This is a genomic window from Amycolatopsis sp. NPDC051061, assembly GCF_040682935.1.
Classification (GTDB): domain Bacteria; phylum Actinomycetota; class Actinomycetes; order Mycobacteriales; family Pseudonocardiaceae; genus Amycolatopsis.
The window spans coordinates 98,198-112,033 of sequence record NZ_JBFBBZ010000018.1; the positions used below are offsets into that span (position 1 = coordinate 98,198).

Genomic DNA, 13,836 nt, shown 5'->3' on the forward strand with positions numbered 1-13,836 from the left:
GAGACCGCGTGATCACGTCCGAAGACGGCCGCTCGCTCGAAGTCACCGTGCGGCACGAGGTCCTGCGCGTCGAGCCGTGGGGCGACGGCAGCCTGCGCGTGCGGGCCGGCCGCCACCACATCCTCGACGACGTGCCGGGCGCGCTCCTGCCCGCGAAACCGTCGGCCGCCACCGCGGAGACCGACGGGCGGTGCGGCAAGGTCGTCAACGGCGGCCTCACCGCGATCGTCGAGATCGCCGACACCGACACCGGGATCGACGCGCAGCTGCGGTTCGTCCGCACGGACACCGGCGAGGAGCTGCTTTCCGAGCAGCGCGCGCACTTCTGGTGGCCCGGCGCGCGCCTGTTCATGCCGTCGCGCAACGGCTACGGCCGCCTCGAACAGCGGTTCACCGCCTACGACGACGAGCGGATCTACGGCCTCGGCCAGCACACGCACGGCCGGCTCGACCAGAAGGGCCTCGTGCTGGACCTCGTGCAGCGCAACGCCGAGGTGTCGGTGCCGTTCCTGCTGTCCAGCCGCGGCTACGGGTTCCTGTGGAACTCCCCGGCGGTCGGCCGGGTGGAGCTGGCCGCCAACGGCACCCGCTGGGTCGCCGACGACGCCCGCCAGCTCGACTACTGGGTCACCACCGGCGAGGGCCCGCGAGAGATCCTCGGCCACTACGCCGACGCGACCGGCTACGCGCCGATGCTGCCGGAGTGGGCGGCCGGGTTCTGGCAGTCGAAGCTGCGCTACCGCACCCAGGAAGAGCTCCTGTCCGTGGCGCGCGAGTACCACGCGCGCGGGTTGCCGCTGTCGGTGATCGTGGCGGACTTCTTCCACTGGACGCACCTCGGCGACTGGAAGTTCGACCCGGCCGAGTGGCCCGACCCGGCAGGGCTGGTGCGGGAACTGGAGTCGCTCGGGATCAAGCTGATGGTGTCGGTCTGGCCGTCGGTCAGCCCGTTGTCCTCGAACTACCGGGAGATGCACGAAAAGGGGCTCCTGGTCGCCGCCGAGAGCGGGGTCCCGGCGCACGCGCCGTGGAAGGACAAGGGGTTCGGCACCGAGATGCCGGTGGCGTTCTACGACGCGACCAACCCGGCGGCGCGCCGGTTCGTCTGGTCGAAGGTCAAGGAGAACTACTACGACCTGGGCGTGCGCGCGTGGTGGCTGGACGGCGACGAGCCCGAGATCCAGCCGGGCCACCCGCACAACCTCGGCTTCCACGCCGGCCCGGGCGCGGAGGTGTTCAACCTCTACCCACAGGCGAACGCGCAGGCGTTCCACGACGGCATCCGCGGCGAAGGCGACGACGACGTGGTGCTGCTGTCCCGCTCGGCGTGGGCGGGCAGCCAGCGGTTCGGCGCGGCGCTGTGGTCGGGCGACGTCCCGGCGACGTGGGCGTCGCTGCGGGTGCAGGTCCGGGCGGGGCTGAACGTGGCGCTGGCCGGGATCCCCTGGTGGACCACGGACATCGGCGGCTTCCACGGCGGCGACCCGGCGTCGCCCGCCTATCGGGAATTGATGGTCCGGTGGTTCCAGTACGGGGTGTTCTGCCCGCTGTTCCGCCTGCACGGCTTCCGCGACCCGCGGCCGCCGTTCGGGCCGTCGATGACGGGCGGCCCCAACGAGGTCTGGTCCTACGGCGCTCCCGCGTACGCCGCGATCACCGAGTCGCTGCGGCTGCGGGAGCGGCTGCGGCCGTACCTGATGGCGCAGATGCGGGTGGCGCACGAGCAGGGCATTCCCCCGATGCGGCCGCTGTTCGTCGACTTCCCGTCGGACGCTGCTTCGTGGGACATCTCCGATCAGTTCCTGCTCGGCCCGGACGTCCTGGTCGCGCCGGTCCTGTCGCCGGGAGTCACCTCCCGGCAGGTGTACCTGCCCGCGGGTGCAATGTGGACGGACGCGGTGACGGGCTCCCGCCACGACGGCGGAACCTGGGTCGAGGCGGCGGCGCCGGCGGAGCGGATCCCGGTGTTCCTGCGGGACGGGGCGGAGGTGCCGATCCACCCGCCCGCCGAAACGTCTTGAATGAGTCATTCAGGACCTGCGAAGACCTGAATGACTCAGTCAAGACCACTGGGCGGGCCATCGGAGGCCACGCCGGTCCGCAGCTCGGCCCAGTGCCCCGGCTTGAGCGGCCGCGGCGGCCCGAGCCCCCAGCCCGGCGGCCACTGCCGCACCACGTGGACGTCCGTTCGCGCCCGCGCCCGGGGGAAGCGGAACCGCTCGGCCGTGGCCCCGGTGAAGTCGGTGTGCCCGCTGAACCGCGCGCCGCCGAAGAAGGCGTCGGCGAAGCGGGCGTCGCGGAAGGACGTCCGGCCCGCGAAGCCCGCGCCCCCGAACGACGCGTCTTCGGCGCACTCGAGCCCGGTGAAGTCGGTGCGGCCCGAGAAACGGGTGTCTTCGAACCACAGCCGGCCGGTCGCGGTCGCCCCGGCGAACACCGCGGTGCCGGTGAAGGTGGTGTTGTCGAAGTCCGCGCCCAGCTCGAACCGGGCGCCGCCGAAGAAGGCGTGCCGCGCGAAGCACGACCCTTCGAAGCTCGCCGCGCGAGTGAAGGTCGCGCCGTCGAAGCGGGCGTCGCCGACGAACCGCACGTCCTGGAAGAGCACGGCGCGCACCCGGCAGCCGCGCAGGTCCACGTCGTGGAGCACCTGCCGGTCCGTGAGCAGGTCCATCCCGGGCCAGAACCGCGGCGACCCGGGACGCAGGTGCGGCAGCAGGAGCCGCCACAGCTCGGCCTGCCACGTCGGCTGGCCGGGCCACCGGTAGCGGAACTGGGCGACGATCTCCTCGACACAGCCCTGGCGCGCGCCGGGGTCGCCGTCGGCCAGCTCGGCCAGCCGGGCCAGCGCGGCCAGGCGGGCGGTGTGGTCATCGGCCAGCAGCCGGACGGCGACCTCGTCGGGCACCGGTTCCGGCGGTGCCGAGGGGGTCAGGATCTGCGCGGGACGGTCCCGGCGCAGGAGCAGCCACGCCGTGACCGCGCCCGAGACGGCGCCGATCAGCGCCAGGACCGGGAAGGGCGTGAGCGTGGACATGCCGGAATCGTCCCGTCCGGGACGCCGCGGCGAAACCGAATTAAAGTGGACTCGTGAGTCCAACGCTGACGAAGAAGGGCGCCGCGACGCGCCGCCGGATCATCGAAGGCGCCGCGGCGGAGATCCGCGAGCGCGGAGTCGCCGTCACCACGCTCGACGACGTCCGGGCGCGCACGGGCACCAGCAAGAGCCAGCTCTTCCACTACTTCCCGGACGGCAAGGAGGAGCTCCTGCTGGCGGTGGCGCAGTTCGAAGCGGGCCAGGTGATGGCGGCCCAGCAGCCGCAGCTCGGCGAGCTGGCGTCGTGGGCGGGGTGGAAGCGCTGGCGCGACACAGTCGTCTCGCACTACCGCGAGCGGGGTCAGTACTGCCCGCTCAACGTGCTGATCTCGCAGCTGGGCCGCGCGACGCCCGGGGCGCAGGCCGTGGTCAGCGAGCTGCTGCGCGGCTGGCAGAACGAACTCGAGGCGGGCATCCGCCGGATGCAGGACAAGGGCGAGGTGAGCCCGCGCCTGAACCTCGAACGCACGGCGGCCGCCCTGCTGGCGGGCCTGCAGGGCGGCGTCGTGGTGATGCTGTCGACCGGCCGCATCGACCACCTCGAAGCGGCGCTCGACGTCGGGATCGCGAACCTGCGGGCGAGTGGGAGCCGGCACTGACGCCGGCTCCCGCGCCCGGAGGTCAGGCGTTCTTGATCGCGGAGATCTCGAACTCCAGGGTGACCTTGTCGCTCACCAGGACACCACCGGTCTCGAGGGCGGCGTTCCAGGTGATGCCGTAGTCCTTGCGGCTGATCGTGGTCGAGCCCTCGAAGCCGATCCGGTCGTTGCCGAACGGGTCCTTGGCGGAGCCCTCGAACTCGAACGGGATCGTGACCGAGCGGGTGACGTCCTTGATCGTCAGGTCGCCGGTGACCTCGAAGGAGGTCTCGCCGGCCTGCTTGACCTCGGTCGAGGTGAAGGTAATCTGCGGGTACTCGTCCATCGACAGGAAGTCGTTGCTCTTCAGGTGACCGTCACGGTCGGCGTTGCGCGTGTCGATGCTGTGCGCCTGGATCGTCACCTGGACCGAGGACTTCTCCGGGGCGTCCCCGTCGATCGTCGCGGCGCCGGTGAACTCGTTGAAGCTGCCGCGGACCTTGGTCACCATGGCGTGCCGGGCGACGAACCCGATCCGCGAGTGGGCGGCGTCCAGGGTGTACTCACCGGTCAGCTGGGGGTAGGTGGTCGCGCTGGTCATGGCTCTACTTCATCTCCTCGTGGTGGCGCCCCCAGGTGATTGAGGGTTCAACGACACTGTACTCACTTTTACTGGTTGCGCAAGCAAGCTTTCGCTAGACTCGCCGATATGGGTGAACAGTCCGCGCTCGACCTCGACGAAGCCCCCTTCTGGCGGTCGCTGATACGCATCACGACCGCGCTGCCGCGGGCGCTCGAGGACCACTTCCTGCCGGAGACCGGCCTCGCGATCACCGACTACGGCGTGCTGGTCGCGCTGTCGGAAGCGCCGGAGCACGTGCTCCGCATCTCGGCGCTGGCCGCGACCACCGGGCTGTCGCTGAGCCGGATCAGCCGGGTCGTCGACGACCTCACCCGGCGCGGCCTGGTCGAGAAGCGCAAGTGCCCCGAAGACGGGCGCGCGTCCAACGCCGTGCTGACCGGCGCGGGATTGACCAAACTGGAGGCGGCCTACCCGGGCCACCTCGCCCGCGCGCGGACTTCGGTGTTCGACCACCTGAGCACCGAGGACATCCGCACGGCCGGGCCGGTGCTGGCCCGGCTGGCCGCGGCGCTGGACGCCACTCCCCCGACCGACGACTGCTGAGGACGCCGATGAGCGACAAGGGCGAGTACAAGCGGGACCTGAACTACCTCCCGGACCGCATCACCGCCGACGGCCGCGACGGCTGGCCGGTCGAGCCCGGCCGCTACCGGCTGGTCGTCGCGCGGGCGTGCCCGTGGGCCAACCGCGCGGTGATCGTGCGGCGCCTGCTCGGCCTCGAGCCGGTGCTGTCGATGGGCATCGCCGGGCCGGTGCACGACGAGCGGAGCTGGAGCTTCGACCTCGACCCGGACGGGCGCGACCCGGTGCTCGGCATCGAGCGGCTGCAGGAGGCGTTCTTCAAGCGCGACCCGGACTACCCGCGCGGCATCACCGTGCCGGCGTTCGTCGACGTCCCGAGCGGCAAGGTCGTCACCAACGACTTCGCGCAGATGACGCTGGACATGTCGACCGAGTGGACCGCCTACCACCGCTCCGGCGCGCCCGAGCTGTACCCGGAGAAGCTGCGCGACGAGATCGACGACGTCGCGGAGAAGGTGTTCACCGACGTGAACAACGCCGTGTACCAGTGCGGGTTCGCGAGGTCCCAGGAGGCGTACGAGCACTCTTACACCAAGCTGTTCTCGCGGCTGGACTGGCTGTCCGAGCGGCTCGCGGACCAGCGCTACCTGGTCGGCGACACGATCACCGAAGCCGACGTCCGGCTGTTCACCACGCTCGTCCGGTTCGACGCGGTCTACCACGGCCACTTCAAGTGCAACCGGCAGAAGCTCACCGAGCTGCCGGTGCTGTGGGCCTACACCCGTGACCTGTTCCAGACGCCCGGGTTCGGCGACACGATCGACTTCCCGCAGATCAAGGAGCACTACTACGTGGTGCACAAGAACGTGAACCCGAGCGGGATCGTGCCGCTGGGGCCGGAGGTGTCCGGCTGGCTCACCGCGCACCACCGCGAGGAGCTGGGCGGCCGCCCGTTCGGCGACGGCACCCCGCCGGGCCCGCCGCCCGCCGACGAGCGGGTGCCCGCGCTCTGATTTCTTGGCTACGGTGATCGCCATGGAACGCCTGCGCGATCGCCGGGTCCTGGTCACCGGTGCCGGCTCCGGCATCGGCCGGGCCACCACGTACCGCCTGATGGAGGAGGGTGCCCAGGTCATCGGCACCGACGTCTCCGAAGAAGGCCTCATCGAAACCCAGAAGGCCGCGCGCCTCGGTGGCTTGACGACCTTCGCCATGGACGTCGCCGACGAGGCGTCGGTGGAGTTCGGGGTGACTTCGGCGGTCAACGTGCTCGGCGGCCTCGACGTGGTGGTCAACGCGGCGGGCATCCTGCTGGCGTCGCACACGCACGAGACGTCGCTGGAGCTGTGGAACCGGGTGCTGGCGGTGAACCTGACCGGCACGTTCCTGGTGACGCGGGCGGCCCTGCCTGCCTTGCTGGCCTCGGAGCACGGCGTGGTGGTGAACTTCAGCTCGACGTCGGCTTCGTTCGCCCACCCGTACATGGCGGCGTACTGCGCGAGCAAGGGCGGCATCCAGGCGTTCACGCATTCGCTGGCGCTGGAGTACGGCAAGCAGGGCCTGCGCGCGGTGAGCATCGCGCCGGGCAGCGTGAAGAGCGGCATCACGGACTCGGCGGCGAGCTGGCTGCCCCAGGACATCGACTTCTCGCTGTTCGGCCGCCTGCTGCCGATCCTGCCGACGGACCACACGACGGAGGTGGGGAACGCGGTGGCGGGCCCGGAGACGGTGGCGGGCGTGGTGGCGATGCTGGCCTCGGACGACGGCAAGTTCATCACGGGCACGGAAATCCGCATCGACGGCGGCACGCACACCTAGGTCGCGGCGGCGTACCTGGTCGCGAGGACCCGGAGCCGTTCGGCCAGCTCCGGCGGTGACTCCACCTCGAAGGCCACGTCCAGCATCCCCACCACGAACGCCACGAGGTCGTACGAATCGGACGCCAGCTCGAGCCGGCAGGTCCGCTCGTCGATCGGCGTCACCTCGCCCTCGACCCGCCCGGCCAGCTCCGCCGCCGGTGCGTGGATGCGCAGGGAGCAGCGCAGCGGCCACATCTCGCGGCCCATCGTCCGGGTCAGGTACGCCGTGAGATCTCCGTCCGGCGGCTCGCGGTGGGTGAACCGCGGGCCGTTCGGAGTCCGCGGCGACACGCGGTCCGCGCGGAACGTGCGCCAGTCCGCGCGGTCCGTGTCCCAGCCGGCCAGGTACCAGCGCCGTCCCCAGGACACGAGCCGGTGCGGCTCCACCGATCGGCGGGACGAGCTGCCGTCGTGGCTCACGTAGTCGAAACGCAGCGTCTCGGCCACGCGGATGGCCGCCGACACCGCCGTCAAGACCGTCGGCTCCACCACCGGCCCGCGTACCGGCAGCGCCAGCATGCTCGCCTCCAACGCGGCGACGCGGTGCCGCAGCCGCGACGGCAGCACCCGCGATAGCTTGCTCAGCGCCCGCAGCGACGCCTCCTCCGAGCCGGACGGGCCGGACGTGTGCAGGGCGATCGTCACCGCGACGGCTTCGTCGTCGTCCAGCAGCAGCGGCGGCAGCTCGGCGCCCGCGCCGAGGCGATAGCCGCCCACCGGGCCCATCACCGCGTGCACCGGGTAGCCCAGCTCGCGCAGGCGGTCGATGTCGCGCCGCACGGTCCGCGTGGTCACGTTCAACCGCGAAGCCAGCTCCGTGCCCGACCACTCCCGGTGGCTCTGCAGCAGCGACAGCAGCCGGAGCAGCCGGCCGGGGGTTTCGCGCATGTCCCCAGCCTGCCAGACGTGTAGGACCGAAACTGTCCTACATGCGCGGGAGGCTGGAGCCATGGATCCCTTCCGCATCGACGTCCCGCAAGCCGAGCTCGACGAGCTCCACCACCGGCTCGCCCGCACCCGCTGGCCGGGCGAGCTGCCCGGCGCCGGCTGGGACTACGGCGTCAGCGAGCCCTACCTGGCCGAGCTCGTGGAGTACTGGCGGACGAGCTACGACTGGCGCGCCCAGGAAGCCCGGCTCAACGCGTTCCCGCAGTTCACGACCATGATCGACGGCCAGCGCGTGCACTTCCTGCACGTCCGCTCCCCCGAGCCGGACGCGACGCCGCTGATCCTGACCCACGGCTGGCCGAGCACGGTCGCCGACTTCCTCGGCGTGCTCGGGCCGCTCACCGACCCGCGCGCCCACGACGGCGACCCGGCGGACGCGTTCCACGTCGTCGCGCCGTCGGTGCCCGGCTTCGCCTTCTCGGGCCCGACGAACGACCGCGGCTGGAACACCCGCCGGACGGCCCGGGCGTGGGCCGAGCTGATGCGGCGGCTCGGCTACGAGCGCTACGGCGCCCAGGGCGGCGACTTCGGCAGCATCGTCTCGCCCGAGCTGGGGCGGACGGCACCGGAGGCGGTGCTCGGCGTGCACGTCAACGCCGTCGCCAACGCCGGGGTACCGACCGCGCCCGGCGACCTCGAGCGGCTGTCCGAAGAGGACGCCAAGCAGGCGAAGGAGAACGAAGCGTGGTGGTACGGCCATTCCGGCTACGCCACGCAGATGGCCACCCGGCCCCAGACGCTCGCCTACGCACTGAACGACTCCCCCACGGGCCAGCTGGCGTGGAACCTGGAGTGGTTCGTGGACTGGGACCCCACGGCGACGAACCAGACGCCGGTCGACCGCGACGCGATCCTGACGAACGTGACGATCTTCTGGCTCACCGGCACCGCGGGCTCGGCCGCGCGCCTCTACCTGGAGGCGGGCCAGGACGGGTGGGGCGAGCGGCCGGAACCGTCCGGCGTGCCGACGGCGGTGGCGAACTTCCGCGGCGACCACGCGATCCGCGGCCTGGCCGCACTGTCCAACACGATCACGCGCTGGACGGAGTACGACACCGGCGGCCACTTCGCATCCCTGCAGGCACCTGAGGAACTGGTCCGGGACATCCGGGAGTTCTTCCGGGACTTTTAGTCCACAGTGGACGCGCCGCCCGGATGCCGCGAATGACTCATTCGCGGCGCCGGAGGTCCCGAATGAGTCATTCGCGACGCTGGGAAGCAGCACCGTCGAGCAACGGCCGCAGCTCCGCGACCACCGTGTCCAGCGGCGCGACGTCCTGGTGCGCCCGCGCCAGGACGATCGCGCCCTCCAACGCGCTCAGCATCAGCACCGCCAGCGACGCGCTGCGAGCCGTGGGCACGCCGTACTCCTCGAGGGTCGACGCGACCGGGCGCTGCCAGCCGTCGAACGCCTTGCCGACCGCTTCCCGCAGGTCGTCGCTGGTGGCCGCCGCGTCGGCGACCGTCGCGACCAGCGGGCAGCCCGCGTCGTAGCCCTGCGCCGTGAACTCGTCGCGCCACTGCGCGGCCATGGCCTCGAAGAGCTTGCCGGGCGTCGGATCCTCGAGCTTGTCCGCGATCCGCGCGACGCGCCGGGCCGCGTACCCGCCCGCCCACGCGACCGCCTCGGCGATCAGCTGGTCCTTACCGCCCGGGAAGTAGTGCTGCAGGGACCCCCGCGGCGCCTCGGCGTGCGCGACCACGTCCCGCATGCCGGTCGCCCCGACACCGTGGATCCGCACCAGCTGCGCGGCGCTGAGCACCATCCGCTCGCGTGGCGTCCTCGTCATCGACGACCTCCTTCATGACGTCCGTCATGGTAGCGCAGTCCGGCACGACCAGCGCGAAGTCCCGCTCGCCGCGTTCGTAGGCGGGCACCGGCCGGAAACCCTGCCGCAGCAGCAACGTTTCGGCCCCCGCGTTGCCCGCCCACACGGTGCCGCGCACCGTCCAGCCCGGAAAGCGCCCGGATGCCCAGAGCCATCGGGCCAGTGCGCTGCCGATCCCCTGCCGCTGCCACGGATCGGCGACGAGGATCCCGATCTCGGCTTCACCCGGGGTCACCGCGACGAAGTTGAGCAGCCCCACCGGAATCCCGCCGCGGGTGGCCAGGAGGGCGGGCGCCCCGGCGAGCAGGAACCGGCCGTACCGCCGGAAGATCTCATCCGGCTCGGCCGGGCCGCCCATCATGAAGCGCCGCCGGAGGCTGTCCGGCGAGCAGGCCGCGACCAGCGCGGCCACGCACTCCCGGTCCGCCGGGCGGTCACCCAGCTCTCGGAACTGCGTCTCCGCAAAACGTATGACACCTGTCATGACTCCATGACAGCACAGCGAGACGCGAACCACACTATGACGGCCGTCATAGATCGACGGCGCGGCAGAAGTCTGCCACCATGCGAACGAGCTGGAGCTGGGAAGACGTCCCGGAACCGGCGGGAGGAAGAACCACTCCCCTCCGTAATTAATGTATAGCGCACCCCTGGGCTTGCGGCAAGACCCCCGTAGTGCCGCACAATTCTCGGCCGTAGCCACAACCTGCGGAAACGCGGGGATTGCAAGGGGGTTTCTTTTGACTGACGTGATCATCGCCGGCGCCGGGCCGACCGGCGCGATGCTGGCGGCCGAACTCCGGCTGCACGGCGTCGACGTGCTCGTGCTGGAACGTGACGCGGAGCCGACGAAGGTCGTCCGCTCGCTCGGCCTGCACGCGCGCAGCATCGAGGTGATGGACCAGCGGGGGCTGCTGGAGCGGTTCCTGGAACTCGGCACGAAGTACCCGGTCGGGGGTTTCTTCGCGGGAATTCCGAAGCCGTCACCGGACCGGCTGGACACCGCGCACGGCTACACGCTCGGCATTCACCAGCCCGTCATCGACCGGATCCTGACCGAGCACGCGATCGAGGCCGGCGCCGAGGTCCGGCGCGGTCGCGAAGTGACCGGGCTGGAGCAGGACGATGACGGCGTCACGGTCGAACTGGCCGACGGCGAACGGCTGCGGGCGCGCTACCTCGTCGGCTGCGACGGCGGCCGCAGCACCGTGCGCAAGCTGCTCGGCATCGGCTTCCCCGGTGAGCCCAGCCGGATCGAGACGCTGCTGGCCGAAGTCGAGGTGACCGTGTCGCGGGAGGAGATCGACACCGCGAACATCGAGGTCCGCAAGACCCAGAAGCGGTTCGGCTTCATGCCGGTGGAAGGCGGCACCTACCGCGTCGGGGTCCCCGCCGAGGGGGTCGCCGAGGACCGCCGGACCGCGCCGACGCTGGACGAGCTCAAAAAGCAGCTGCGCAAGACCGCCGGGACCGACTTCGGCGTGCATTCGCCGCGCTGGCTCTCCCGGTTCGGGGACGCCACCCGGCAGGCCGAGCGCTACCGCGTCGGCCGGGTGTTCCTGGCGGGCGACGCGGCGCACGTCCACCCGCCGACCGGCGGGCAGGGGCTCAACCTCGGCGTCCAGGACGCGTTCAACCTGGGCTGGAAGCTCGCCGCCGGGATCAACGGCTGGGCGCCGGAAGGGTTGCTGGACAGCTACGAGGCCGAGCGGCACCCGGTCGCCGAGGACGTGCTGAACAACACCCGCGCGCAGATGGAGCTGATGCAGCTGGAGCCGGGCCCGCAGGCGGCGCGCCGGCTGCTCGCGGAGCTGATGGACTTCGACGAAGTCAACCGGTACCTCACCGAGAAGATCATCGCCATCGGGATCCGCTACGACTTCGGCGAGGGCCACCCGCTGCTGGGCCGGCGCCTGCGGGACGTCGAGCTCAAGCAGGGGCACCTCTACGGGCTGCTGCACCAGGGCCGCGGCCTGCTGCTCGACCAGACCGGCTCGCTTTCGCCGGCGGGCTGGGAAGACCGGGTCGACCACGTCGTCGACGTCAGCGAGGAACTGGACGTGCCCGCGGTGCTGCTGCGCCCGGACGGGCACGTCGTCTGGGCCGGGGAAGACGGCGCGGACCTGTCCGGCGCGCTGCGGAAGTGGTTCGGCGCGCCCACCGCCTGAAACGCTGTCGTCCGAAAACGAAGAGGGAAATTGTCTCAGGGGTACGAAGAAGAACTGCGGTCCGAACGCGACCACGTCGCCGGGCTGTACGCGCGGCTCGACGCCGAGCGCGCGCGGGTGAAGGGCGAATACGAAGCGGCGCTCGGCGGCAAGGGCGTGGGCGCCATGGAACGGGACGTCGGCGTGCGCTCGCTCGGCCGGCAGGTGAAACGGCTGGACGTCGTCGACAACGGACTCTGCTTCGGGCGGCTGGACGCCGACTCGGGCGAGAAGTCCTACATCGGGCGCATCGGCCTGTTCGAGGAGGACGACGACTACCGGCCGGTGCTGCTCGACTGGCGGGCGCCCGCGGCACGCCCGTTCTACACCGCCACCGGCGCGAACCCGGAGGACATGCGCCGGCGCCGCCAGTTCCACACGCGCGGGCGGCAGGTGCTCGGGTTCACCGACGAGGACCTCGGCCGTCCGGGCGGGGACGCGCAGGGAGACGCGGCGCTGCTCGCCGCCGTCAACGCGCCGCGCGGCGAGGGGATGCGCGACATCGTCGCGACGATCCAGGCCGAGCAGGACGAGATCATCCGGCTCGACCACCCCGGTGTGCTGGTCATCGAGGGCGGCCCGGGCACCGGGAAGACGGTCGTGGCGCTGCACCGCGTCGCCTACCTGCTCTACACCCAGCGGGAACGGATGGAACGCCACGGCGCGCTGGTGGTCGGGCCGAACCCGGCGTTCCTGAACCACATCGGGCGCGTCCTGCCGTCGCTGGGCGAGACCGACGTCGTGTTCACGACCACCGGTGACCTCGTCCCCGGCCTGCACGTCACCGCCGAGGACACCCCGGAAGCCGCCCGGCTCAAGGGATCGTTGAAGATCCTCGACGTGCTGAAGGCGGCGATCGCCGATCGGCAGCGGCTGCCGGCCGAGCCGGTGCCGATCGCGCTGAAGGACGTCACCGTGCGGATCGACGCCGGGACCGCGGAGTGGGCCCGGCAGGAGGCACGCGACAGCGGGCTGCCGCACAACGAAGCCCGCGCGGTGTTCACCGAGATCGTCACGTACGTGCTCACCGAACGGGCGATCGGCCGGATCGGCCAGGGCTGGCTGAGCCGGGACGACCGCGACGAGTGGGAGAGCATGCGGAAGGGCCTGGTCGAGGACCTCGCCGGCGACGAGAAGTTCGCCGCCGCGCTCGACGAGCTGTGGCCGATCCTGACGCCGGAAGGCCTGCTGTCCTCGCTGTACACGTCCGCTTCGGCGGATTCGGGGTTGTTCCGGGCGCAGGGTGACGCGTGGACGGTGTCGGACGTGCCGCTGCTCGACGAGCTGGTCGACCTCCTGGGCCGCGACAAGACGGCCGAGAAGGCCGCGGAGAAGGCCGCCGCCCGGGCGCGGACGGCTGAGGCCGAGTACGCCGAAGGCGTCTTCCAGTCGATGAAGCTGGACCGGGAGGAGATGGACGAGGACGTCATGCTCTCGGCCGAGAACCTCCTCTACGCCGAGGACCTGGCGGACCGGTTCGTCGAGCAGGACACGCGCACGCTCGTCGAACGCGCGTCGGCGGACCGGGACTGGACCTACCGGCACGTCGTGGTCGACGAGGCCCAGGAACTGTCCGAAATGGACTGGCGGGTGCTGATGCGGCGGTGCCCCGGGCGGTCGTTCACGGTGGTGGGCGATCTCGCCCAGCGCCGTTCGGCGGCCGGGGCGCGGGCGTGGGGCGCGATGCTGACGCCGTACGTCGCCGACCGGTGGGTGTACCGGTCGCTGACGGTCAACTACCGCACGCCGGCGGAGATCATGGCCGTCGCGGCGTCGGTCCTGGCCGGGTTCGCGCCGGACGTCGTGCCGCCGGAGTCGGTCCGCGCGTGCGGCGTCCCGCCGTGGTCCCGGCAGGTCACCGGGGACGACCGGGCGGCGGCGATCGAGGAGTTCGTGCGGGAGGAGGCCGGGCGGGAAGGCACCAGCGTGGTGATCGGGCCCCCGGGGGTGCCGGGCGCGGTGCCGGCGTCGGAGACGAAGGGGCTGGAGTTCGACGCCGTCCTGGTCGTGGAACCGGCGGCGATCCTCGCGGACAGCGCGGCGGACCTCTACGTGGCGCTCACCCGCGCCACGCAACGGCTCGGCGTGCTGCACGAAGGACCGTTGCCGGCCGAGCTCGCAGGGCTCGTCCGGCGCTAGCCACGGTTCGGTGGCCG

13 protein-coding genes are annotated in these 13,836 nt (G+C 71.6%); 8 read left to right on the forward strand and 5 right to left on the reverse strand.

The features are described 5' to 3' along the window. The first annotated feature begins 8 nt into the window (after positions 1–8). A complete protein-coding gene (locus tag AB0N03_RS24665) occupies positions 9–2,021 on the forward strand; it encodes a TIM-barrel domain-containing protein (protein ID WP_364376041.1) in 2,013 nt (670 codons plus the stop codon). A 35-nt stretch (positions 2,022–2,056) separates the two neighbouring features. Here the strand turns inward: AB0N03_RS24665 and AB0N03_RS24670 are convergent, their stop codons facing one another. Continuing rightward, the gene (locus AB0N03_RS24670; RefSeq protein WP_364376044.1) at positions 2,057–3,034 is read right to left on the reverse strand and encodes a pentapeptide repeat-containing protein; all 978 of its coding nucleotides are present in this window, start codon (positions 3,032–3,034) and stop codon (positions 2,057–2,059) included. 53 nt (positions 3,035–3,087) lie between these two features. Between AB0N03_RS24670 and AB0N03_RS24675 the strand changes: the two genes are divergently transcribed. Continuing rightward, entirely contained in the window at positions 3,088–3,693 is a 606-nt protein-coding gene (locus tag AB0N03_RS24675; RefSeq protein WP_364376047.1) for a TetR/AcrR family transcriptional regulator, read from the forward strand. 22 nt (positions 3,694–3,715) lie between these two features. Here the strand turns inward: AB0N03_RS24675 and AB0N03_RS24680 are convergent, their stop codons facing one another. Further along, positions 3,716–4,273, reverse strand: a complete 558-nt coding sequence (locus tag AB0N03_RS24680) for a YceI family protein (RefSeq protein WP_364376050.1) — start codon at positions 4,271–4,273, stop codon at positions 3,716–3,718. Positions 4,274–4,381: 108 nt separating this feature from the next. Here AB0N03_RS24680 and AB0N03_RS24685 point away from each other — a divergent pair, with 108 nt between their 5' ends. The 3 genes from AB0N03_RS24685 to AB0N03_RS24695 are packed head-to-tail and all read left to right on the forward strand — an operon-like array spanning position 4,382 to position 6,655. Beyond that, on the forward strand, positions 4,382–4,858 hold the full coding sequence (locus AB0N03_RS24685) for a MarR family winged helix-turn-helix transcriptional regulator (RefSeq protein ID WP_364376053.1): 477 nt from the start codon (positions 4,382–4,384) through the stop codon (positions 4,856–4,858). An 8-nt stretch (positions 4,859–4,866) separates the two neighbouring features. After that, positions 4,867–5,850: a glutathione S-transferase C-terminal domain-containing protein gene (locus AB0N03_RS24690; protein WP_364376056.1), complete on the forward strand. Its 984-nt coding sequence runs from the start codon at positions 4,867–4,869 to the stop codon at positions 5,848–5,850. Between the two features lie 22 nt (positions 5,851–5,872). Beyond that, positions 5,873–6,655, forward strand: a complete 783-nt coding sequence (locus AB0N03_RS24695) for an SDR family oxidoreductase (protein ID WP_364376059.1) — start codon at positions 5,873–5,875, stop codon at positions 6,653–6,655. Here AB0N03_RS24695 and AB0N03_RS24700 read toward each other — a convergent pair. Further along, the gene (locus AB0N03_RS24700; RefSeq protein WP_364376062.1) at positions 6,652–7,584 is read right to left on the reverse strand and encodes a WYL domain-containing protein; all 933 of its coding nucleotides are present in this window, start codon (positions 7,582–7,584) and stop codon (positions 6,652–6,654) included. The two genes, AB0N03_RS24695 and AB0N03_RS24700, sit on opposite strands and share 4 nt — an antisense overlap. Before the next feature lie 61 nt (positions 7,585–7,645). Here AB0N03_RS24700 and AB0N03_RS24705 point away from each other — a divergent pair, with 61 nt between their 5' ends. Beyond that, complete coding sequence (locus AB0N03_RS24705; RefSeq protein WP_364376065.1) at positions 7,646–8,776, forward strand: epoxide hydrolase family protein; 1,131 nt, start codon at positions 7,646–7,648, stop codon at positions 8,774–8,776. Positions 8,777–8,843: 67 nt separating this feature from the next. Here the strand turns inward: AB0N03_RS24705 and AB0N03_RS24710 are convergent, their stop codons facing one another. Next, positions 8,844–9,347, reverse strand: a complete 504-nt coding sequence (locus AB0N03_RS24710) for a TetR family transcriptional regulator C-terminal domain-containing protein (protein ID WP_364376292.1) — start codon at positions 9,345–9,347, stop codon at positions 8,844–8,846. Next, the gene (locus tag AB0N03_RS24715) at positions 9,289–9,957 is read right to left on the reverse strand and encodes a GNAT family N-acetyltransferase (RefSeq protein ID WP_364376068.1); all 669 of its coding nucleotides are present in this window, start codon (positions 9,955–9,957) and stop codon (positions 9,289–9,291) included. The genes AB0N03_RS24710 and AB0N03_RS24715 overlap by 59 nt, the downstream gene beginning before the upstream one ends. Positions 9,958–10,213: 256 nt before the next feature. Between AB0N03_RS24715 and rox the strand changes: the two genes are divergently transcribed. Both rox and helR read left to right on the forward strand, forming a co-directional pair. Further along, the gene (gene rox, locus AB0N03_RS24720) at positions 10,214–11,641 is read left to right on the forward strand and encodes a rifampin monooxygenase (protein ID WP_364376071.1); all 1,428 of its coding nucleotides are present in this window, start codon (positions 10,214–10,216) and stop codon (positions 11,639–11,641) included. 30 nt (positions 11,642–11,671) lie between these two features. Continuing rightward, positions 11,672–13,819, forward strand: coding sequence for an RNA polymerase recycling motor ATPase HelR (gene helR, locus AB0N03_RS24725; RefSeq protein WP_364376073.1), 2,148 nt, complete (start codon positions 11,672–11,674; stop codon positions 13,817–13,819). Positions 13,820–13,836 lie beyond the last annotated feature (17 nt).